Source organism: Streptomyces sp. PA03-6a (assembly GCF_033792765.1).
In the GTDB taxonomy this organism is placed as follows: Bacteria; Actinomycetota; Actinomycetes; order Streptomycetales; family Streptomycetaceae; genus Actinacidiphila.
The window spans coordinates 15,615-37,032 of record NZ_JARAVK010000039.1; the positions used below are offsets into that span (position 1 = coordinate 15,615).

18 protein-coding genes are annotated in these 21,418 nt (G+C 73.4%); 12 read left to right on the forward strand and 6 right to left on the reverse strand.

What is annotated here, in order from left to right; translation table 11 throughout:
- Nucleotides 1-124: 124 nt before the first annotated feature.
- The 6 genes from argC to PV350_RS12545 are packed head-to-tail and all read left to right on the forward strand — an operon-like array spanning nucleotide 125 to nucleotide 5,173.
- Nucleotides 125-1,153 carry an N-acetyl-gamma-glutamyl-phosphate reductase gene (argC, locus tag PV350_RS12520; RefSeq protein WP_500333755.1) on the forward strand — a complete coding sequence of 343 codons (1,029 nt, stop codon included), beginning with the start codon at nucleotides 125-127 and terminating at the stop codon, nucleotides 1,151-1,153.
- The gene (locus PV350_RS12525) at nucleotides 1,150-1,338 is read left to right on the forward strand and encodes a hypothetical protein (RefSeq protein WP_499510867.1); all 189 of its coding nucleotides are present in this window, start codon (nucleotides 1,150-1,152) and stop codon (nucleotides 1,336-1,338) included. Before argC ends, PV350_RS12525 begins: the two co-directional genes overlap by 4 nt.
- The gene (argJ, locus tag PV350_RS12530; RefSeq protein WP_499510866.1) at nucleotides 1,335-2,486 is read left to right on the forward strand and encodes a bifunctional glutamate N-acetyltransferase/amino-acid acetyltransferase ArgJ; all 1,152 of its coding nucleotides are present in this window, start codon (nucleotides 1,335-1,337) and stop codon (nucleotides 2,484-2,486) included. Before PV350_RS12525 ends, argJ begins: the two co-directional genes overlap by 4 nt.
- Entirely contained in the window at nucleotides 2,483-3,415 is a 933-nt protein-coding gene (gene argB / locus PV350_RS12535) for an acetylglutamate kinase (protein WP_499510865.1), read from the forward strand. The genes argJ and argB overlap by 4 nt, the downstream gene beginning before the upstream one ends.
- Nucleotides 3,412-4,629 (forward strand): acetylornithine transaminase, encoded by a 1,218-nt coding sequence (locus PV350_RS12540; protein WP_500333757.1) that lies wholly within the window; start codon nucleotides 3,412-3,414, stop codon nucleotides 4,627-4,629. The genes argB and PV350_RS12540 overlap by 4 nt, the downstream gene beginning before the upstream one ends.
- A 7-nt stretch (nucleotides 4,630-4,636) precedes the next feature.
- A complete protein-coding gene (locus tag PV350_RS12545) occupies nucleotides 4,637-5,173 on the forward strand; it encodes an arginine repressor (RefSeq protein WP_499510863.1) in 537 nt (178 codons plus the stop codon).
- A gap of 18 nt (nucleotides 5,174-5,191) precedes the next feature.
- Here PV350_RS12545 and PV350_RS12550 read toward each other — a convergent pair whose 3' ends face one another.
- The 4 genes from PV350_RS12550 to PV350_RS12565 are packed head-to-tail and all read right to left on the reverse strand — an operon-like array spanning nucleotide 5,192 to nucleotide 8,714.
- On the reverse strand, nucleotides 5,192-5,971 hold the full coding sequence (locus PV350_RS12550) for an SDR family oxidoreductase (RefSeq protein ID WP_499510862.1): 780 nt from the start codon (nucleotides 5,969-5,971) through the stop codon (nucleotides 5,192-5,194).
- A 34-nt stretch (nucleotides 5,972-6,005) separates the two neighbouring features.
- Nucleotides 6,006-6,782, reverse strand: coding sequence for an FAD:protein FMN transferase (locus PV350_RS12555; protein ID WP_499510861.1), 777 nt, complete (start codon nucleotides 6,780-6,782; stop codon nucleotides 6,006-6,008).
- A 2-nt stretch (nucleotides 6,783-6,784) separates the two neighbouring features.
- A complete protein-coding gene (locus tag PV350_RS12560; protein ID WP_499510860.1) occupies nucleotides 6,785-7,321 on the reverse strand; it encodes an FMN-binding protein in 537 nt (178 codons plus the stop codon).
- Nucleotides 7,322-7,328: 7 nt separating this feature from the next.
- Complete coding sequence (locus tag PV350_RS12565) at nucleotides 7,329-8,714, reverse strand: ferredoxin reductase family protein (RefSeq protein WP_499510859.1); 1,386 nt, start codon at nucleotides 8,712-8,714, stop codon at nucleotides 7,329-7,331.
- 281 nt (nucleotides 8,715-8,995) lie between these two features.
- Here PV350_RS12565 and PV350_RS12570 point away from each other — a divergent pair, with 281 nt between their 5' ends.
- The 4 genes from PV350_RS12570 (at nucleotide 8,996) to PV350_RS12585 (ending at nucleotide 13,809) form a co-directional block, all read left to right on the forward strand.
- Entirely contained in the window at nucleotides 8,996-10,189 is a 1,194-nt protein-coding gene (locus tag PV350_RS12570; protein ID WP_499510858.1) for an argininosuccinate synthase, read from the forward strand.
- A 90-nt stretch (nucleotides 10,190-10,279) separates the two neighbouring features.
- Nucleotides 10,280-11,707, forward strand: coding sequence for an argininosuccinate lyase (gene argH / locus PV350_RS12575; RefSeq protein WP_499510857.1), 1,428 nt, complete (start codon nucleotides 10,280-10,282; stop codon nucleotides 11,705-11,707).
- A 99-nt stretch (nucleotides 11,708-11,806) separates the two neighbouring features.
- On the forward strand, nucleotides 11,807-12,364 hold the full coding sequence (locus tag PV350_RS12580) for a TetR/AcrR family transcriptional regulator (RefSeq protein ID WP_500333759.1): 558 nt from the start codon (nucleotides 11,807-11,809) through the stop codon (nucleotides 12,362-12,364).
- Nucleotides 12,361-13,809, forward strand: a complete 1,449-nt coding sequence (locus tag PV350_RS12585) for an MFS transporter (RefSeq protein WP_500333761.1) — start codon at nucleotides 12,361-12,363, stop codon at nucleotides 13,807-13,809. Before PV350_RS12580 ends, PV350_RS12585 begins: the two co-directional genes overlap by 4 nt.
- A gap of 39 nt (nucleotides 13,810-13,848) precedes the next feature.
- On the opposite strand, the gene PV350_RS12590 is transcribed toward PV350_RS12585, so the two are convergent.
- Complete coding sequence (locus PV350_RS12590; RefSeq protein ID WP_499510854.1) at nucleotides 13,849-14,523, reverse strand: hypothetical protein; 675 nt, start codon at nucleotides 14,521-14,523, stop codon at nucleotides 13,849-13,851.
- 209 nt (nucleotides 14,524-14,732) lie between these two features.
- On the opposite strand from PV350_RS12590, the gene PV350_RS12595 reads away from it, so the two are divergent.
- The gene (locus tag PV350_RS12595; RefSeq protein ID WP_500333763.1) at nucleotides 14,733-19,151 is read left to right on the forward strand and encodes a tetratricopeptide repeat protein; all 4,419 of its coding nucleotides are present in this window, start codon (nucleotides 14,733-14,735) and stop codon (nucleotides 19,149-19,151) included.
- 85 nt (nucleotides 19,152-19,236) lie between these two features.
- Here PV350_RS12595 and PV350_RS12600 read toward each other — a convergent pair whose 3' ends face one another.
- On the reverse strand, nucleotides 19,237-19,893 hold the full coding sequence (locus PV350_RS12600; RefSeq protein WP_499516773.1) for a lysophospholipid acyltransferase family protein: 657 nt from the start codon (nucleotides 19,891-19,893) through the stop codon (nucleotides 19,237-19,239).
- 301 nt (nucleotides 19,894-20,194) lie between these two features.
- Between PV350_RS12600 and PV350_RS12605 the strand changes: the two genes are divergently transcribed.
- On the forward strand, nucleotides 20,195-21,388 hold the full coding sequence (locus PV350_RS12605; protein WP_500333764.1) for a glycerophosphodiester phosphodiesterase: 1,194 nt from the start codon (nucleotides 20,195-20,197) through the stop codon (nucleotides 21,386-21,388).
- The last annotated feature ends 30 nt before the right edge of the window (nucleotides 21,389-21,418 follow it).

The window sequence follows — 21,418 nt, forward strand, 5'->3', positions numbered from 1 at the left end:
CCAACTATCGTCCTGACGGGCCAGGCATAGATCCTCGGCACGGGCGGCGGGGCCGGAACGGGCGGAAATGCTTTGCATAAAACTTCCGGGCGCCGTATAGTCATGCCATCGAAGAGGAGGGTCCATGGCATTCCGGGCAGCGGTGGCGGGAGCAAGCGGGTACGCGGGCGGGGAGATCCTGCGCCTGTTGCTGAACCACCCCGAGATCGAGATCGGCGCGCTCACCGGGAACACCAACGCCGGGCAGCGCCTTGGCGGCCTGCAGCCGCATCTGCTGCCGCTGGCCGACCGCGTCCTGGAGGCGACCGACGTGGAGGCGCTGGCCGGACACGACGTCGTCTTCCTCGCGCTGCCGCACGGGCAGTCGGCCGCCGTCGCCGAGCAGCTCGGTGACACGGCCCTCGTCGTCGACTGCGGCGCCGACTTCCGGCTCGAGGACGCCGCGGACTGGGAGCGGTTCTACGGCACCCCGCACGCCGGCACATGGCCGTACGGCCTTCCGGAGCTGCCGGGTGCGCGCGCTGCGCTGGCGGGCTCCCGGCGCATCGCGGTGCCCGGTTGCTACCCCACCGCGGTCACGCTCGCGCTCTTCCCCGCGTACGCGGCGGGCCTGGTGGAGCCCGAGGCCGTCGTCGTCGCCGCGTCCGGCACCTCCGGTGCGGGCAAGGCCGCCAAGCCGCACCTGCTGGGCAGCGAGGTCATGGGAAACATGACCCCGTACGGCGTCGGCGGTACGCACCGGCACACCCCCGAGATGATCCAGAACCTCTCCGGCGTGGCCGGGGAGCGGGTCTGCGTCTCCTTCACCCCGACGCTGGCGCCGATGCCCCGCGGCATCCTCGCCACCTGCAGCGCCAAGGCCAGGCCCGGCACCACCGCCGACGCCGTACGGGGCGCCTACGAGAAGGCGCTGGCCGACGAACCGTTCGCGCACCTGCTGCCGGAGGGTCAGTGGCCCGCCACCGCCGCCGTGTACGGCTCGAACGCCGCGCTGATCCAGGTCGCCTACGACGAGGCCGCCGGCCGGGTCGTCGTCGTCAGCGCCATCGACAACCTCACCAAGGGGACCGCCGGCGGCGCCGTGCAGAGCATGAACATCGCGCTCGGCCTGCCCGAGGGACTGGGCCTGAGCACCGCGGGGGTCGCACCATGACCCCCCGTCCCGCCGCCCGTGCCCGCCGTGCCGTCGCCGAGCTGCTCACCCGGGCGGCGCCCTGCGGCGCGGGGGCCGACGCGCCCGGCACGGCCCCGGTGACCGGGCCGTACACCGACATCACGGCGAAGGCCGCGCCCCTGCGGTGCGTCGGCCCAGAAGCGGACAAGGAGACGACACAGTGAGCGTCACGGCAGCACAGGGATTCACGGCGGCGGGCATCGCCGCCGGGATCAAGGAGAACGGCAACCCGGACCTCGCCCTCGTGGTGAACAACGGTCCGCGGCTCGCCGCGGCCGGCGTCTTCACCTCCAACCGCGTCAAGGCCGCCCCCGTCCTGTGGTCGGAGCAGGTCCTGAGAGGAGGTCAGGTATCCGCCGTCGTCCTCAACTCCGGTGGCGCCAACGCCTGTACGGGCCCCCTGGGCTTCCAGGACACCCACGCCACCGCCGAGGCGGTCGCCGACGCCCTCGGGCAGAGCGCGGGGGAGGTCGCCGTCTGCTCCACCGGGCTGATCGGCGTCCGGTTGCCGATGGACAAGCTGCTGCCGGGCGTCGCCAAGGCGGCGGCCGAGCTCTCCGCCCACGGCGGCGAGAAGGCCGCCATCGCCATCAAGACCACCGACACCGTGCACAAGACCGCCGTCTACGAGGGCGAGGGCTGGACGGTCGGCGGCATGGCCAAGGGCGCGGGCATGCTCGCACCGGGCCTGGCCACCATGCTGGTCGTCCTCACCACCGACGCCGACCTGGACTCCGCCGCCCTCGACGGGGCGCTGCGCGCCGCCACCCGCACCACCTTCGACCGGGCCGACTCCGACGGCTGCATGTCGACCAACGACACGGTGCTGCTGCTCGGCTCCGGCGCCTCCGGCGTCACCCCCGCACCGGAGCCCTTCGCCGCCGCCGTCGAGCAGGTCTGCGCCGACCTCGCCCGCCAGCTGATCCGCGACGCCGAAGGCGCCTCCAAGGACATCAAGATCGAGGTCGTCAACGCCGCGACCGAGGACGACGCCGTGGAGGTGGGCCGCTCCATCGCCCGCAACAACCTCCTCAAGTGCGCGATCCACGGCGAGGACCCCAACTGGGGCCGGGTGCTCTCGGCGATCGGCACCACCTCCGCCGCCTTCGAGCCGGACCGCCTCAACGTCGCGATCAACGGCGTGTGGGTCTGCAAGTCCGGCTCCGTCGGCGAGGACCGCGAACTGGTCGACATGCGCTACCGCGAGGTCCACATCACCGCCGACCTCGCCGCCGGCACCGAGACCGCGACCATCTGGACCAACGACCTGACCGCCGAGTACGTCCACGAGAACAGCGCCTACAGCTCATGAGCGCCCGCAAGCACACGGCCCTGCCCAAGGCGCAGATCCTGATCGAGGCGCTGCCCTGGCTGACCCGGCACCACGGCAAGACGGTCGTCATCAAGTTCGGCGGCAACGCCATGGTCGACGAGGAACTGAAGGCGGCCTTCGCCCAGGACGTCGTCTTCCTGCGGCACGCCGGCCTCAAGCCGGTCGTGGTGCACGGCGGCGGCCCGCAGATCAGCGCGCAGCTCGACAAGCAGGGCCTGGTCAGCGAGTTCAAGGCGGGGCTGCGGGTCACCACCCCGGAGGCCATGGACGTCGTCCGCATGGTGCTCGCCGGGCAGGTGCAGCGCGAGCTGGTCAACCTGCTCAACCAGCACGGCCCGCTCGCCGTCGGCCTGACCGGCGAGGACGCCCACACCATCAGCGCGACCCGGCACCGCCCGATGATCGACGGCGAGGCCGTCGACATCGGCCGGGTCGGGCAGATCACCGAGATCGACACCGGCGCCATCCGGGCCCTGCTGGACGACGGCCGCATCCCGGTCGTCTCCTCCATCGCCCGCAGCGCCGACGACGGCCACATCTACAACGTCAACGCCGACACCGCCGCGGCGGCGCTCGCGGCCGCGCTCGGCGCGGAGACCCTGATGGTCCTCACGGACGTCGAGGGCCTGTACGAGGACTGGCCGAACAGCGACGAGGTGATCAGCCGGCTCACGGCGAGCGAGCTGGAGAAACTGCTGCCCGAGCTGTCCAGCGGCATGGTGCCCAAGATGGAGGGGTGCCTGCACGCGGTGCGCAACGGCGTCCACACCGCCCGGGTCATCGACGGGCGGGTCCAGCACTCGATCCTGCTGGAGATCTTCACCGACGAGGGAATCGGCACGATGGTGGTACCCGACGGCGTCGACACGGCGGGCGGCACATCGCGGAACGAAGGGGAACGGGCATGACCGGGACCGGCGACCAGGGGAACGAGGCTCTCACACGGCGCTGGCAGGGCTCCCTGATGGACAACTACGGCACCCCGCGGCTGCCCCTGGTCCGCGGCGAGGGCGCCCGGTACTGGGACGCCGACGGCAACGAGTACCTGGACTTCCTCGGCGGCATCGCGGTCAACGCCCTCGGCACCGCCCACCCCGCCGTCGTCCGCGCGGTCTCCGAGCAGATCGCGACCCTCGGCCACGTCTCCAACTTCTTCATCGCCGAGCCCACGGTCGCCCTCGCCGAGCGGTTGCTCCAGCTGTCCGGACGGCCCGGCCGCGTGCTGTTCTGCAACTCCGGCGCCGAGGCCAACGAAGCCGCCTTCAAGATCGGCCGGCTGACGGGCCGTACGCACATGGTGGCCACCGACGGCGGTTTCCACGGCCGCACCATGGGCGCGCTCGCGCTCACCGGGCAGCCGGGGAAGCAGGAGTCCTTCCGCCCGCTGCCCGGTGACGTCACCCATGTGCCGTACGGCGACGCCGACGCGTTGCGCGCCGCCGTCACCGAGCGGACCGCGCTGGTGATGCTCGAGCCCGTCCAGGGCGAGAACGGCGTCATCGTGCCCCCGGCCGGATACCTGGCCGCCGCCCGGGAGATCACCCGCGCCACCGGCACCCTGCTCGTCATGGACGAGGTGCAGACCGGCATCGGCCGCACCGGCCACTGGTTCGAGCACCAGGCGCAGGGCGTCGAGCCGGACGTCGTCACCCTCGCCAAGGCGCTCGGCGGCGGACTGCCCATCGGCGCCACCCTCGCCTTCGGCCCCGCGGCCGAGCTGCTGACCCCCGGTCAGCACGGCACCACCTTCGGCGGCAACCCGGTGGCCTGCGCCGCGGCGCTCGCCGTCCTGGACACCATCGCCCAGGAGGGCGTGCTGGACAACGTCAAGCGCCAGGGCGAGAAACTGCGCCAGGGCGTCGATGCGCTGGACCACCCTCTGGTCGATCACGTGCGCGGTGCGGGCCTCCTGCTGGGTATCGTGCTCACCGAGCCGCTCTCCGCGCAGGTGCAGAAGGCGGCTCAGGACGCCGGACTCCTGGTGAACGCCGCCGTACCCGACACGGTGCGGCTCGCCCCGCCGCTGATCCTCGGTGACGCCGAGGTGGACGCGTTCCTGGGGGCGCTGCCGGGTGTCCTCGACGCCGTACATGCCGCAGAGGGACACCGATCCGGAGAATGACACGACGATGAGCGAGGCGCAGCAGCAGGCCGGCGGGGGAGCCGCCGCCGTACCGCAGACCCGGATGGCACGCCACCGGCGGATCGTCGACATCCTCAACCGGCTGCCGGTGCGGTCCCAGAGCCAGCTCGCCAAGCTGCTCTCCGACGACGGGCTGAGCGTCACCCAGGCGACGCTCTCCCGTGACCTCGACGAACTGGGCGCGGTGAAGATCCGCACCAACAACGGCGAACTCATCTACGCCGTGCCCAGCGAGGGCGGTTTCCGCACTCCCATGGCGCCGCTGGGGGAGTCGGTGAAGGAGGAGCGGATGAGCCGCCTCGCCGGCGAACTGCTGATCTCCGCGGAGGCCTCGGCCAACCTCGTCGTCGTCCGCACCCCGCCCGGCGCGGCGCAGTTCTTCGCCTCCGCGATCGACCAGGCCGAGGTGTACGACATCCTCGGCACGATCGCGGGCGACGACACGGTCATGCTGATCAGCCGCGACCCGGCCGGCGGGCAGGCGGTCGCAGACCACCTGCTGCGCCTGGCCGCGGGCGGTTAGGACCGGGCCCGGGCCCGGTCAGACGACGGGGCTCAGGCCCCCGTCGAAGTTGATGCCGGTGCCGGTGACGTAGCCGGCCCGGCCGGACAGCAGGAAGGCCACCAGGTCCGCGAACTCCTCGGCGCGGCCCACCCGGCCCAGGGGGATGCCGGACTCGCGGCCCATCGTGGCGTACAGCTCCTCGACGGTGATCCCGCGCTCCTCGGCCTGCCGGGTCCACTGGCCGCTCTCGACCAGGCCGACGAGCACGGCGTTGACCCGGATGTTGTCGGGCCCGAGCTCCTTGGACAGCGCCTTGGTCAGCGCGAGGCCGGCCGCGCGGGAGACCGAGGTCGGGGTGCTGCCCGCGCCGGGGGCCTTGGCGGAGACGGCGAGGGTGTTGACGACGCCGCCGCCCCCCGCGGCGCGCAGGTGGGGGAGGGCCAGCCGGGTCAGCCGCACCGCGGCGTGCAGCTTCAGCTGCAGGTCCTCCTCCCACACCGAGTCGTCCTGGCGCTCGAAGAAGCCGGCCGCGCTGCGCCCGGCGTTGTTGACCACGGCGTCGATCCGTCCCCAGCGCCCGTCGGCGGCGGCGACGAAGCGCTCGAGGTCCTCGGGGCGGGTGACGTCGGCCGGCACGCCCAGCACGTCGGCGCCGGTGGCGCCCAGTTCCTTCACCACGTGCTCGATGCGCTCGGGGTCACGTCCGCACAGCGCCACCTTGGCGCCCTCGGCGGTCAGCCGCCGGACAAGGGCCGCGCCGAGTCCGTCGGACCCTCCGGTGACCAGCACGACCTTGCCGTTCAGTTGCAGATCCATGTGACGCATTCTTGCCACCTGGAACAGCTGATCGTCAAGCGCTCAACTTGGCGACGAAACGCCCGAATCCCGAGGTGTGCCAGGTCGTGCCGTCGGGGGCGACGGCGAAGGCCTCCACATCGGGGAGTCCTTCCAGCCATTCCCGGGCCCGGCCGCCCATGGCGTAGCCGGCCGTCGCCCAGGTGTCCGCCTCGGTCAGGGAGGCGCACACCACGGTGAGCGACGCGAGTCCCCCGGCGGGCGGCGCACCCGTGTGCGGGTCGAGGATGTGGCAGCCGCGTTCGGCGGGACCGGAGGTGGCGACGGCCAGCTCGCCGTCCGCCTCGACGACGGTGGCCAGCCCCCCGGGCCGCAGCGGATCGGCGATGCCGACCCGCCAGGGGCCGCCCGTCAGCTGGACGTCGCCGCCGCCGTTGAGGCAGACCTTCCCGGCGCCCGCCGCCGCGATCGTCCTGGCGGCCCGCTCGACCGCCCAGCCCTTGACCAGGCCGGTGGGGTCGAGCGCGGTGCCGGGGCCCGCGTAGCGCGGGGTGAACCAGCCGTCGGTGCGGCGCTCGGCGTCCTCGCACAGCCCCAGGACCTCGCGCACCTCGGATGAGCACTGCGCGAGGGCGAGTTCACCACGGCCCAGCCGGCTGATCTCGCTGTCGGCGCGGAAGGTGGAGAACACCGCGTCGACCTGGTGCAGGTCCGCCACCGCCTCGTCCAGGGCCGTCCGGACGCGCGGCTCGCGGGCACCGCGCACGTCGAAGGAGAACACCGTCCCCATGCAGTGCTCCACGTGCCGCAGGCGCGGGGGGTTGTCGGACATCGTCAGGCACCGGCCTTGTCCAGGGCGCTCTGCAGCGACTTCCGGTAGCCCTCGCTGGTGAAGGAGGCACCGGAGACGGTGTCGATCTGCGCGCTCTGGGCGGTGACCGCGGCCTGGTCGAGCTGCGGGACGGCGGTGGCGGTGAGCTGGTCGCTGGTGGGGGTGCCCGCGGGCGCCTGGACGGCCGCGGCCGAGACGATCCGCCCCCCGTCGACCGTGATCTTGACCTGGACGGGGCCGTAGCTGGTCTGCGCGACGTCTCCGGTGACGGTCTTCCGCGCGGGCGCGCCGCCCTGCTTCCCCGGGGCCTTCGCCCCGCCGGTGCCGCGTCCGTCCGCGGGGGCCGAGGCCACCGGCACCGACGGGTCCGGGCCGGCGGGGGAGGGGGCCGCGGAGACCGGCGGCACCTGCTGTGCCGGGGCCCCGGCCTGCGAGGTGAAGGGCGCCGTCGTCGGCTTCAGGGCGAGCAGCAGCACGACCCCGGAGACGGTCGTCACGCTGCTCAGGAGGATCCGGCGCAGCGGGTGCTTCTTCTTCACTCGGACCTCACATCTCGAAGGACTCGTGGTGGATACGGCGTTCGGGCACTCCCGCCTCGCGCAGCGCGGAGTACGACTCCTCGGCCAGCCCCGGAGGGCCGCACAGGTACACGTCGTGCCGGTCGATGTCCGGCAGCATCCGCCGCAGTCCCTGCGCGGTGATCTCCGGGCGCGCGCCGCCGGGTCCGTTCACCGCGTACACCAGGCGTGCGCCGCGTTCGGCGGCGATCTCCTCCAGCTCCGCCCACAGCGCGAGGTCCTGCCTGCTGCGCGCCCGGTACAGCAGCGTGAGGTCGCCGGGCGCGGCCGGCAGCGTCTCGAACAGCGCCCGCAGCGGGGTGATCCCGGCGCCGCCCGCCAGCAGCAGCACCTTGCCGCCGCGGCGGCGGGCGGCCGTCATGGCGCCGTAGGGGCCCTCGGCCCACACCCGCGTGCCGGGTTCGAGCGAGGCCAGCGCGGAGCTGTGGCCGCCCACCGCCTTGACGGTGATCCGCAGCAGGTCCGGCCGGGGCGGCGCCGACAGCGAGTACGGGTTGGCGCTCCACCGCAGTCCCGGGGCGAGGAAGCGCCAGCGGAAGAACTGGCCGGGCTGGGCGCCCAGGCGGTGCAGCCTGCGTCCCGTGATCAGCACCGAGACCACGCCCGGCGCCTCCTCGACGGTCTCCGCGACCCGCATGCGGTGCCTCATGTTGAGCCGGACCGGCACCAGCACCCGGTACCAGAGGACCAGCCCCGTCACCGAGCCGTACAGCGCGTACCAGATGCCGCGCGCGGTGGCGCTGCCCGCGAACTCGGCGCCGGTGGCCAACTGGTGCCAGAAGGTCAGGTAGACCGCTGCGTAGGTCAGCAGGTGGACGTAGTACCAGGTCTCGTAGCGCAGCCGGCGGCGCAGGGCGCCCGCCGAGACGAAGCCGATGACCAGCAGCAGCACGGTGCCGGCCGTCGCCTCGATCATCCGCGGGTAGTCCAGGACCACGGAGACCGACTGCTGCACGAGCGGCTGCCCGGACTGCTCGGAGTAACCCCACAGGATGAGCGCGACGTGGACGACGACCAGGCAGACGGCGTACCGGCCGCTCATCGCGTGCCAGCGGGCCACCCGGTCGCTGCCCACGCGCCGCTCCAGCGCGGGGACGCGCGCCATCTGCAGGACGACCAGGGCGATGGCGTAGCCGCCGAGCAGGCCGGTGATCCGGCCCGCCGCGGTGAGCCAGCCGGCCGTGGTCGGCTGGATGTAGGGGGTGTTGCCCCACCACAGCCACACGACCCCGGCGGCGCCCGCCCAGGCCAGGAGGAGCAGCGGGATCGCGGGGGAACGGCGGGGCCGGATCCGGCGCATGGCCTGCCGCCTGCCCGCCCTGCTGTTGTGGATCATCGTGGTCGTGGCCGCCATGCGCATGGGTACGCGCGGCTCCGCGCCCCTGCTCAAAGCCCGGTTTCCCACCACGCGCCGTACCGCGATGTGGTATTGCCGTGCGCTCCGCGGGGCGGCCGGGTGCGGGCGGTCCGATTGTCCGGGGCGCGGCTGCCGCGGGGAGCGGCCGACACGCCTGTGAGCTGCGACGACACGGTCGATTGACGAATCATGCGGGGGAGTGCATACTTATACCCATCAGCGTATGCATCACCACCGCCGCCATACGCACCGGACCTCGCGCACCAAAGGAGAGACCCGTGACCGAGCGCGTCGTACTCGCCTACTCGGGCGGACTGGACACCTCCGTCGCCATCGGATGGATCGCCGAGGAGACCGGCGCCGAGGTCATCGCCGTGGCCGTGGACGTCGGCCAGGGCGGCGAGGACCTGGACGTCATCCGCAAGCGCGCGCTCGCCTGCGGCGCGGTGGAGGCCGAGGTGGCCGACGCCAAGGACGAGTTCGCCGACGAGTACTGCCTCCCGGCGATCAAGGCCAACGCCCTCTACATGGACCGCTACCCGCTGGTCTCCGCGCTCTCCCGGCCGACCATCGTCAAGCACCTGGTGGCCGCCGCCAAGAAGCACGGCGCCTCGATCGTCGCCCACGGCTGCACCGGCAAGGGCAACGACCAGGTCCGCTTCGAGGCCGGCATCTCCTCCCTCGCCCCCGAGCTGACCTGCATCGCGCCGGTCCGCGACTACGCGATGACCCGGGACAAGGCGATCGCCTTCTGCGAGGAGAAGAACCTCCCCATCGCCACCACCAAGAAGTCCCCCTACTCGATCGACCAGAACGTCTTCGGGCGGGCCGTCGAGACCGGCTTCCTCGAGGACATCTGGAACGCCCCGATCGAGGACGTCTACGAGTACACCCAGAACCCGGCCGGGCCCCGCGAGGCCGACGAGGTGGTCATCACCTTCAAGCAGGGCGTCCCGGTCGCCATCGACGGCAAGCCGGTCACCGTCCTGCAGGCCATCCAGCAGCTCAACGAGCGTGCGGGCGCCCAGGGCGTCGGCCGGATCGACATGGTCGAGGACCGCCTGGTCGGCATCAAGTCCCGCGAGGTGTACGAGGCTCCGGGTGCGATCGCCCTGATCACCGCCCACCAGGAGCTGGAGAACGTCACCGTCGAGCGCGAACTGGCCCGCTACAAGCGTCAGGTCGAGCAGCGCTGGGGCGAGCTGGTCTACGACGGCCTGTGGTTCTCCCCGCTCAAGCGGGCCCTGGACGGCTTCATCGACGAGGCCAACCAGCACGTCACCGGCGACATCCGGATGACCCTGCACGGCGGCCGCGCCGTCGTCACCGGCCGGAAGTCCGACCAGTCCCTGTACGACTTCAACCTGGCGACCTACGACACCGGCGACACGTTCGACCAGTCGCTCTCGAAGGGCTTCATCGAGATCTTCGGCATGTCGTCGAAGATCGCGGCCAAGCGCGACCTGGCCTAGTCAGTAGCCTCGACCACGGCAGCCCGCCTCCCCGCCCCTGCCGGCGGGGAGGCGGCCGCACATCCACCCCCGAGGGAAGCGAGCAGACCAGTGAGCACCAACAGCGGCGACGTCCGGCTCTGGGGCGGCCGTTTCGCCGACGGTCCCGCGGAGGCGCTGGCCAAACTCTCCGCGTCCGTCCACTTCGACTGGCGGCTCGCGCCGTACGACATCGCCGGCTCCCGCGCCCACGCGCGCGTGCTGCACAAGGCGGGCCTGCTGAGCGACGTCGAGCTGACCCGCATGCTCGCCGGCCTCGACCAGCTGGAGTCCGACGTCGCCGACGGCTCCTTCACCGGGACCATCGCCGACGAGGACGTCCACACCGCCCTGGAGCGCGGCCTGCTGGAGCGGCTCGGCCCCGACCTCGGGGGCAAGCTGCGGGCCGGCCGGTCCCGCAACGACCAGGTCGCCACGCTCTTCCGGATGTACCTGCGCGACCACGCCCGGATCATCGGCGGCCTGATCGCCGAGCTGCAGCACGCCCTGGTCCGGCTCGCCGAGACGCACTTCGACGTCGCCATGCCCGGCCGCACCCACCTCCAGCACGCCCAGCCGGTGCTCTTCGCCCACCATGTGCTCGCCCACGTCCAGGCGCTGTCCCGGGACGCCGAGCGGCTGCGCCAGTGGGACGAACGCACGGCGGTGTCCCCGTACGGTTCCGGCGCGCTGGCCGGTTCCTCGCTCGGGCTCGACCCGGAGGCGGTCGCCAGGGACCTCGGCTTCGAGCACGGCTCGGTGGCCAACTCCATCGACGGCACGGCCTCGCGCGACTTCGTCGCCGAGTTCGCCTTCATCACCGCCATGATCGGCGTCGACCTCTCGCGGATCGCGGAGGAGGTCATCATCTGGAACACGAAGGAGTTCTCCTTCGTCACCCTCCACGACGCCTTCTCCACCGGCTCGTCGATCATGCCGCAGAAGAAGAACCCGGACATCGCGGAACTCGCCCGCGGCAAGTCAGGGCGGCTCATCGGCAACCTGACCGGCCTGCTCGCCACGCTGAAGGCGCTGCCCCTGGCGTACAACCGCGACCTGCAGGAGGACAAGGAGCCGGTCTTCGACTCCTGCGACACCCTCGAGGTCCTGCTGCCCGCCTTCACGGGCATGATGGCCACGCTCACCGTCAACCGGGAGCGCATGGAGGAGCTCGCCCCGGCCGGCTTCTCGCTCGCAACGGACATCGCCGAGTGGCTGGTGAAGCGGGGCGTGCCCTTCCGTGTCGCGCACGAGGTCGCGGGGGAGTGCGTCAAGGTCTGCGAGGCCGAGGACATCGAGCTGGACCAGCTGACCGACGAGCAGTTCGCCAAGATCTCCCCGCACCTCGCTCCCGAGGTGCGCACCGTGCTGAACGTGCCCGGCGCGCTGGCCGCCCGCGACGGCCGCGGCGGGACCGCGCCGTCGGCGGTGGTGGTCCAGCTCGCCGAGGTCAAGCGGGACCTCGCCGTCCAGTTGGCGTGGGCGCAGGCCAAGGGCTGATCCCGCGAGCAGGGAGCCCGGCCGGGTCCGTCCACCCGGCCGGGCTTCTTCGTCGTCGCGCATGAGACACTGATGTCTCATCTGGGCTACCCTTGTCTCATGAGCTTCGATCGTGAGCAGGTCCTGCGGGACGCGGCCGACCTGCTGTCGCGGCGTGCCACCGCCTCCATGGACGAGATCGCCAAGGCCGCCGGCATCAGCCGGGCCACGCTCCACCGGCACTTCCCCGGCCGGGACGCGCTGGTGCGGGCCCTCGGCCTGCTCGGCATCGCGCAGACCGAGGAGCGCCTGGACGCCGCGCGGATCGAGGAGGGCGACCCCGTCGAGGCCGTCCGCCGGCTCATCACCGAGGCCGTGCCCGTCTCCGGTTTCCTGGCCTTCCTCTACGGCGAGAACCAGATCTACGACGTCGCCGAGATCAACGAGGGCTGGGCGCGCATCGACGCCCGGGTCGCCGCCCTCTTCCGGCGCGGCCAGGAAGCCGGCGTGTTCCGCTACGACCTGACCCCCGCCTGGCTCGTCGAGGCGCTGTACGCGCTCATCGCCGCTTCGGCCTGGTCCGTCCAGGACGGCCGCATGGCCCGCCTCGACTCCGCCCGCATGGTCACCGAACTGCTGCTCGGCGGCATGCTGCGCGACCCCCGGAGCGGGTCGTGACCACCGCCGCACCCGTCACCACCCCGCGCCACGACGACCGCGGCCACCCCGGGCGCTGGCTCGCCCTCGGCGTCCTCACCCTCGCGCTGCTGCTCATCGCCGTCGACGCCACCGTGCTCGGCCTGGCCGTGCCCTTCCTCAGCGCGGACCTGAGCCCCACCTCCACCCAACTGCTGTGGATCGGCGACGTCTACTCCTTCGTCATCGCCGGCCTGCTCGTCTCCATGGGCGGCCTCGGCGACCGCGTCGGACGCAAGCGGCTGCTGCTCACCGGCACCGCCGCCTTCGGCGCGCTCTCCGTGCTCGCCGCGTACGCCACCACCCCCGGCATGCTCATCACCGCCCGCGCCCTCATGGGCGTCGCGGGCGCCACCCTCATGCCGTCCACGCTCGCCCTGATCCGCACCCTCTTCCCCGACCCGCGCGAGCGGAGCTTCGCCATCGGCGTCTGGGGCGCCGTCTCGACCGCGGGCGCCGCCCTCGGCCCGGTCGTCGGCGGGATCCTCCTCGAGCACTTCTGGTGGGGCTCGGTCTTCCTCATCAACCTGCCCGTCATGGCCCTGCTGCTCGTCGTGGGCGCCCGGTCGCTGCCCGAGTCCCGTGACCCGGCGCCCGGCCCCTGGGACCCGGCCAGCATCCTGCTCTCGCTGCTCGGCATGTTCGGCGTCGTCTACTGCATCAAGCAGCTCGCCGTGCACGGACCCGGACCCGGCGCGGCCGGTGCCGGTGTCCTCGGCGCGGTCTGCCTGTACACCTTCGTCCGCAGGCAACTCGCCCTGCCCAAGCCGCTGCTGGACATGCGTCTGTTCCGGCACCGGGGCTTCTCCGGCGCGGTGCTGGCGGACCTGCTCACCGTGCTCGGGCTCGCCGGGAGCGTCTTCTTCCTCTCCCAGTTCCTCCAGCTCGTCCAGGGCCGCTCCCCGCTCCAGGCGGGACTGTGCGAACTCCCGGCGACCCTCGGCGCCGCGGCCACCGGGCTCGTCGCGGGCGCCGCCGCGCGCCGCTGGTCGGTCAGGGTCGCCGTCACGGGCGGCCTCGGCGCCACCGGACTCGCCCTGATCGCCCTCCTGGCCCTGCGCCCCGGCACGGGCTACCTCTTCCTCGGCGCGGCCCTCCTGGTCGTCGGCGCCGGAGCCGGGCTGTCGTTCACCGTCACGGCCGACGTCATCCTCTCCAGCGTCCCGCCGCAGCAGGCCGGTGCCGCCTCCGGCGTCTCCGAGACCGCGTACGAACTCGGCGCCGCCCTCGGCATCGCCCTCCTGGGCTCCGTGGTCACCGGCATCTCCGGCGGCCCGGCCTCGGCCGACCCCGCCGCCTTCACCGACGGCCTGCGCGCGGCCTCCGCCGCCGGGGGCGCCGTCCTGCTGCTGGCGGCCACCGCCGCCTGGCGTCTGCTGCGCGGCCAGCGGCTCGCGGACGGCCGGGTCACCCCGGTGGGCCCCTGACGGCCTGACGGCCCGACGGCCCGACGGTTCTGGGCAGGGTCAGCCGGCCCCGGGGTCGTCGAGGGTGAAGACCGTCAGCCACTGCGAGCCGGCGGGCTTGTAGCCCAGGTCCATCAGCGCCGTGGTCACCGCGCGCATGTGCCCCGCGCCGTACAGGATCCCGGCGGTGAACGGCTCGGGAGCGCCGGCGCGGGCGTGGTGCACATGCGTCACCGCGTCGATCAGCAGGCGGTCGCGCCGGTGCACCACCAGGTCGTCCGTCCCCGTCCAGAATTCCGCGGCCGCCTCCTCGTCGTCGCCGGGCAGGTCCTCGAGTTGCAGATGCCGGGCGAGGAACCGGCGCGTACCGAGCAGCCGCATGCCCGCGACGTAGACGGGGATGAGCGCGGCCAGCGTCGCGCGCTCCCTGAGCGGCACCCGCCGCCACCTGTCGTCGAACTCCTCACCGGTCATGTCCGGACACACCACGGGCACGCCCAGCGTGTCGAAGTCGATGTCCTGGACGACCAGTCCCAGACGCTCGTGGCCCGCGAGGCTGCGGTACGACCGCGTGAGCGCCAGCGCCGCCGTACCGCCCCGGACGCCCTCGGCGATCACCAGGTCGCACGAGGCGCGCAGACGGGCCGTCACCTCCGCGTAGAACGCCGGCTCCGCCAGGTGGACCATCGGGTACAGCTCGAAGGCCAGCGCCGTCCCACGGCTGCGGAAGCGCATGACCGCCGAGCGTACCCCTGCCAGCTCCGTGACCTCTATGTACTGCACGCGTCCCCCCGCCCCCGGCGGATCCGTCAATCGCGAGGACGCGCCACGAGGGCCGGCGGGTTGCACCGGCGCCCGCGCCGACCACCGACGTCAACTCCCGGCGTACGAGACCGGTTTGCAGTCCGTATGCTGCCGGTACCCGCCGCGGGGGAGGGAGCGCCATGAGCACGGACGCACAGTCCGGCCAGGACACCGATGTCCTGGCCGTCCTGAGGGAGCACACCCTCGACTGCCGCTACGAGGAGGCCGAGGCCCTCATCAGTGCCGAACTCGCCCGGGCGGAAGGCGACCCGGAGCGAACGGCCCGACTGCACGTCGCGCGGGGCCGGTTGCGGCTGCGGCAGTACGAACATTCGGCGGCGCTCGCGGAGTTCGCCACGGCCCTGCGCCATGACCCGGAATGCGGCCCGGCGGCGGGGTGGCGCCTGGCGGCCCTCGACCGCATGGGCCGCCGCGACGAGGCCCTGGCCGAGGGCACGGCGGCCGCGGAGCGGCTCCCGGAAGCCGTGGACGTCCACACCGCGCTGGGCTGGCTGCACCACAACGCCTGCCGCTGGGACGAGGCACTGGCGGCCTTCGAGCGGGCCACCGCCATCGGACCGCGCCACGCGGAGGGCTGGATCGGCTCCGCGTGGACGCGTGTCGAACTGGGCGACACCGCGGCCGCGCTGCGGGGCCTGGAGGACGCCGAGCGCGGCCTCGCCGACCCCGTCGAGGTCCGCTGCGCGGCCGTACGGATCGCGGTGAGCCGGGGCGAGACCGATCTCGCCCGCACCAAGCTGGTCTCCGCCCGCTCCCTGGACCGCGACGACATCGCCGTGCTGTCGGCGGAGGCCAGGTACGAGAGCGGCCGGGGGACGGGCCGGGCCGCACTGGCGGCCGCCGAGCGCCTCGTGGCCCGGTACGGCCGCCGGCCCGACGCGCACGTCGAACACGCCCGTTGCCTCCTGGACCTGCGGCGATGGGACGAGGCGATCGCGGCCTGCGACCGGGCGCTGGCGATCGAACCGCGCTGGGCCGACGCATGGGGGTGCAAGGCGCAGGCACAGCGGCAGCGCGGCGACCTGGCGGAAGCCCTCTCCACGGGACGGCACGCGGCGCGGACGTGCCGGTACTCCCCGGGCATCAGGCTGGAACTGGCCGCCGCCGAACTGGCCGACGGGGCACTCGACCGTGCCCTGGCCCGTACCGAGGAGGCTCTGGCGCTCAACCCCACGGACGAATGGGGACTGTCCGCCCGGGCCGGGCTGCTGCTGTGCACCGGCGACGTGACGGGGGCGATCACGACCGCCGAGCGCGGCGCCGCCCTGCGCCCCGCCGAACCCGCGGCGCTCACCACCCTCGCCCGTGCCCTGCGCACGGCCGCCCGGCACGACGAGGCGCTCGCCGCCCTGACGCGCGCCAGGGAGAGCGCACCCGGCGACACCGACCTCGTGGAGGAGACCCTGGCCCTGCTGCGCTCGACCCACCGCTGGGACGAGGCGGGGCGACTGATCGACTCGCTGCGTGCGGGCGACAGCACGGGGCGACTGGAGGCGTTCCTCCTGGAGCAGGAGGGTTGCGTCTCCTACGGGCGGGAGATGTACGTCCGGGCGCTGGGGGAGCTGGAGGCCTCGCTGCGCGCGGACCCGGGGCGCCGCCTCGCCGCCCGGGTGCGCGTCCAGTCGCTGGAGATGCTCGGACGTCTGGCCGACGCGGAGGCCGCCGCCCGGCAGGACGCCGAGGACGCCGCCGACGACCCGGACGCCCACGTGGTGCTGGCCAAGGTCCTGTTCGTCGCGGGGCGCGACGACGAGGCGCTCGCGGCGATCGACCACGCCCTGCGGCTCGAGGTCACCTCCACGGAGGCTCACTTGGCGCGGCTCGACGGCCTCCGCGGGGCGGAACGGTGGGGCGAGGCCGCCGCCGCTTTGGAGGAGGCCGCCCGCCACGGTGTGCCGGCGGAGGAAGTGGCCGTCCAGCGGGCCTGGGTGCACCTCGGAGCGCAGGACCACGAAGCGGCCCTCGCCGCGGCGGAGGAATGCCTGCGCCTGCGCCCGGACGCCGTGGGGGCGCTGCACGTGCTCACCCTCGCGCACGCGGGCCGCGAGGAGTGGGCGGCGGCCGAGTCGGCCGCGCGCCGGGCCGCCGCCGTGTCGCCCCGTTCGGCGGCGGGCCTCTGCCTGCTCGCCACGTGCTTCGGCGAGCAGGACCGCCGGGCCGAGGAGTGCGAGGCGTACGAGGAAGCGCTGCGGCGCGAGCCGGACCACCGCGACGCAATTCTCGGCAGGCTCTCCGTCCTGCAGACGCTCGGGCGCTGGGAGGAGGCCGAGACGGCCGCCGAGCACGCCGTCGGGCTCCGGCCCGACGACCCTGAGGTGCTGATCGCGGCGGGACGGTTGTACTCGGCGATGGAACGGCCGCACGACGGCCTGCCCCTCGCCCGGCGTGCGGACGCGCTGACCGGGGGCGACGCCGACGCCGCGGGCCTGCTGGCCTGGCTCCTGCGTCGTACGCGGCGCTGGAACGAGGCGGAGGACGTGCTGCGCGGCTACATCGGCCGTCATCCGGAGGAGGCGAACGCCCACGTCGATCTCGCGTACTGCCTCTGGGACCAGGACAAGGACGAGGAGTGTCTCGCGAGCATCGACCGCGCCCTGGCCCTGGACCCGGACCGCGTGCGCACGCTCACCTTCAAGGCGGAGGTGCTCAGCTGGCTGCGGCGGTGGCCGGAGGCCGAGGCGGCGGCCCGGCAGGCGCTGACCCGTCACCCGGAGATCGCCTCCGGCCACGTCGCCATGGCGTACGTCCTCGGTGACACCTACCGCTACGAAGAGGCCCTGCCGCATCTGCGCCGGGCACTGCAACTCGATCCCGAGCACGAGTGGGCCTGCCGTCTCCAGATCGACACCCTCCTCGCGCTCGGCCGTTTCGACGAGGCCGAACGGGCCGCGGAGGCCGTGCTCGGCCGGGTACCCCACGCTGTCTCGGTCCGGTGCCGCCTCGCCCACGTCCTGCGCGAGCAGCGCCGGTTCGGCGAGGCCCTGGCGCAGTGCGACCGCGCCCTGGCCGACGACCCGTACAGCGTGGCCGCCCACGACCAGCGGGTGAACACCCTGCGCCAGTCGGGATGCCTCGACGAGGCGGAAGCCGTCGTCGAGGAGTTCACACGGTCGCGGCCGCACCTGACCTCCATCCGGTACCAGCTCGCCGCGGTGCACACCGAGCGCGGCGACCACGCGGCGGCACAGGCGATCATCGACGAGCTGCTGGCGGCGGCCGCGGGCCCGGCCGACCGCGCCGACGCCCGCGCCACCGCCGCGTGGTCCGCCCTGCTGGACCGGCGCCCGGTGGACGCCGCCCGGACCTTCGGCGAGATCCTGCGGCAGTGGCCGCACAACCACGACTTCCGGGTCGGCCGCGCATGGTCGCTGGTGCGCCTGGCGGACCTCGCCCCCGGCGGCCCGCAGGCGGACGAGCGCCTCGCCGAGGCGGCCGCCCACTGCCGTGCCGTCAGCCGTGAGGACCCGCGCAACGCCGTTGCCCACACCTGCCTCGGGCTGATCGCGCACCGGCGTGGGGAGCCCGCCGCCGCCGAGCGGCACTTGGCCCGGGCCGTGGAACTGGACCCGTACGGGCGCTCCCACACCGAACTGGGCGCGCTGCACGTGCAGCTCGGCCGGTACGCGGAGGCCGAGACCGTGCTGCGGCGGGCCGTGGAACTGGACTGGTACGACGTGCAGGCCCACGTCGAATTGGGCAGCCTGGCACTGCACCGGGCGCGGGAGGGCGGAGGCGCCGCCACGCTGGCGGAGGCGGCCGGGGAGTTCCGCCGGGCCGTCGCGGTGGACCCGGACAGCGGCAGCGCGGCCCTCGGGCTCGCGGTGGCGCTGGCGGAGGGCGCGGGGGACCTCGGCGCCGCCGAGGAGGAACTGCGGCGTGTGCTGGGCCGGCGCGGGGTGCGGGACCAGCCGCAGTGGCAGCTGCGGCTCGCGCTCGCGCGCCTGCTGGTGCAGGCCGGCGACGCCGAGCAGAGCGCCGACCGCTACCACGACGCGGGCGTGGAGGCCCGGGCCGCGATCCGGCTGGCCGAGCGCGAGGCCGAACCGCACTTCGTGGCCGGTGTCGTGGAGCAGCGCCTGGGCACGCAGACCGTCGACGTCCGGCTGAAACTGCTCCACCGGAGCCGGGCCCGGCGTTTCCTGACCCGCTGCCGCCGCCTCGACCCGGCGCACCAGGACGCGGAGCGGGCGCTGCGGCTGCTGGAGGAGGACGCCCGGGCCGCCCGGGGGAGCCGGCTGAGCAGCGCGGTGCTGGTGCTCGTGGCGACCGCCGTCCTCGCCGCGGCCTGGGTGGACTTCCTGTGGAAGCACCACGTCACCGCCGTGATGCTCACGACGCTGACGCCGGTGCTGGCCGGGCTCATCGCGGTCGGGTTCCTGCTGCCGGTGCTGATCCGGCTCAAACTCCCCGGGGGGATGGAGGCCGACCTGTCGGCGAGCATCGGCCAGATCTCCCGCGGCCCGCGCGGCGAGGTCGTGCTCGCCTCGGCACGGACGCCCGCCGGCAACGGGCCGGTCGGCCGGATGCCGCGCCTGTGAGCGGGGAGGGGTACGGGGGTGCTGGGCCGTGTCGTCAAAGGAGCGCCGGCCGCCCCGAGGGCGGGCGGGACTTTGACGACACGGCCTACGCCGCCGTCGCGTGGTCCGTGGCCTTGGACGCCTTCGCCTTCGTGGCGTAGATGTCGACGTACTCCTGGCCGGACAGCCGCATCACGTGGCTCATCACCTCGTCGGTGACGGCGCGCAGCACGTACCGGTCGCGGTCCATGCCCTCGTAGCGGGAGAACTCCAGCGGCTTGCCGAAGCGGACGGTGAAGCGGTGCACCCGCGGGACGCCGGCGCCACCCGGCTGGATCCGCTCGGTGCCCACCATCGCGAACGGGACGACCGGCGCCCCGGTCATCAGTGCCAGCCGCGACACGCCCGTGCGGCCGCGGTAGAGACGGCCGTCGGGGGAACGGGTGCCCTCGGGGTAGATGCCGAAGACCCTGCCCTCGTCCAGGATGCGACGACCGGTCATGAGCGCGGCGACGCCGCCGTGACCGCCGTCGCGGTCCACGGGGATCATGCCGACGGAGGTGAAGAAGGCCGCCATCAGCCGGCCCTTGATCCCGGGGGTGGTGACGTATTCGTCCTTGCCGATGAAGAAGACCTGACGCTTCACGACCAGGGACAGGAACATCGAGTCGATGAACGTGACGTGGTTGCCGGCGAGGATCACGGGACCGTCGCCCGGGATGTGCTCCGCGCCCTCGACCCTGGGGCGGAACAGGACGCGCATCAGTGCTCCGAGCAGTGCCTTGAGGATGATGCGGAACAACGGGTCCTCCGGTCGTGGTCGGCGGGAGTCCGGCCGGACGCCCGCGGGGGCTCGCCCACCAGTGTGCGCCTCCCCCGGTGAGGACGATACTTCCGCCACGTCGCGACACGCACACCGGGTTCACACGACCGGTACGCATTGTTGATCTGCGTTTCCGCCGCGTTCCGTCGCTCGCCGCCCGACGGCAACACCGGCCCGCCTACGATGCGCGCGTCGCTTGGCAGGATCCGGACAGACGTTCGGCCGACACGAGGGAGCGCACATGACGCACGAGCAGCAGGGCGGCCCGGAGCAGCGCAGGGGGCCCGGGCGCCGGGCAGTGATCGGGGCCGCGGCGCTCGGCGCCGGCGTCACCGTGCTCGGCGGCACGGGCACCGCCGTGGCCGGCGAGCGGGACTCCTCGCACGGCTCCTCGCACGGTTCCGTCCCCGTCCTCCCGCTGCCGGTCCCGACCGTCGTCGGCCACCGCGGTGCGAGCGGCTACCGCCCCGAGCACACCCTGGGTTCGTACCAGCTCGCCCTGGACCTCGGCGCCGACGTCATCGAGCAGGACGTCGTCCCCACCAGGGACGGGCACCTCGTCTGCCGCCACGAGCCGGAGATCGGCGGCACCACGGACGTCGCCGACCACCCCGAGTTCGCCTCCCGCAGGACCACCAAGACCATCGACGGGGTCGCCACCACCGGCTGGTTCACCGAGGACTTCACCCTCGCCGAGCTCAAGACCCTGCGCGCGGTCGAGCGCCTGCCCGCACAGCGGCAGCGCAACACCCTCTACGACGGCCACTGGGAGGTGCCCACCTTCGAGGAGGTGCTGCGCTGGGCCGACGAGCAGGGCCGCAAGCGAGGCAAGGCGGTCTGGCTGCACGTCGAGACCAAGCACCCCACCTACTTCCGCGGCATCGGCCTGGGCCTGGAGGAGCGGCTCGCCAAGCTGCTGCGCCGCTACGGCCGCGACAAGCGCAACTCCCCGCTGTTCCTGCAGTCCTTCGAGCCCGGCAGCATCCAGCGGCTCGGCGCGCTCGGCCTGCGCAACCCCAAGGTCGTCCTGCTGGACGCGGCGACCACCCGTCCGTACGACTTCGTCGCCGCCGGGGACCCGCGCACGGTCGCCGACCTCGTCACCCCGGCCGGCCTGAAGTGGATCGCCGGCTTCGCCCAGGGCATCGGCCCCACCCTGAACCTGATCATCCCGCGTGACGCGGCCGGCAAGCTCGGCACGCCCACCACGCTGGTGCGCGACGCCCACAAGGCCGGGCTGATCCTGCACCCCTACACGATGCGCAACGAGAACAGCTTCCTGCCCGCCGACTTCCGGGTCGGTACGGACCCCAACTCCTACGGCGACGCCTTCGGCGCCTTCAAGGTCTACTTCGAGCAGGGCATCGACGGCATCTTCTCGGACAACTGCGACACCGCGCTCCTGGCCCGCGCGGACTTCCTCGACCGGAAGTGACCGTCAACGCGAGGTGATCCCCTCCCGCGC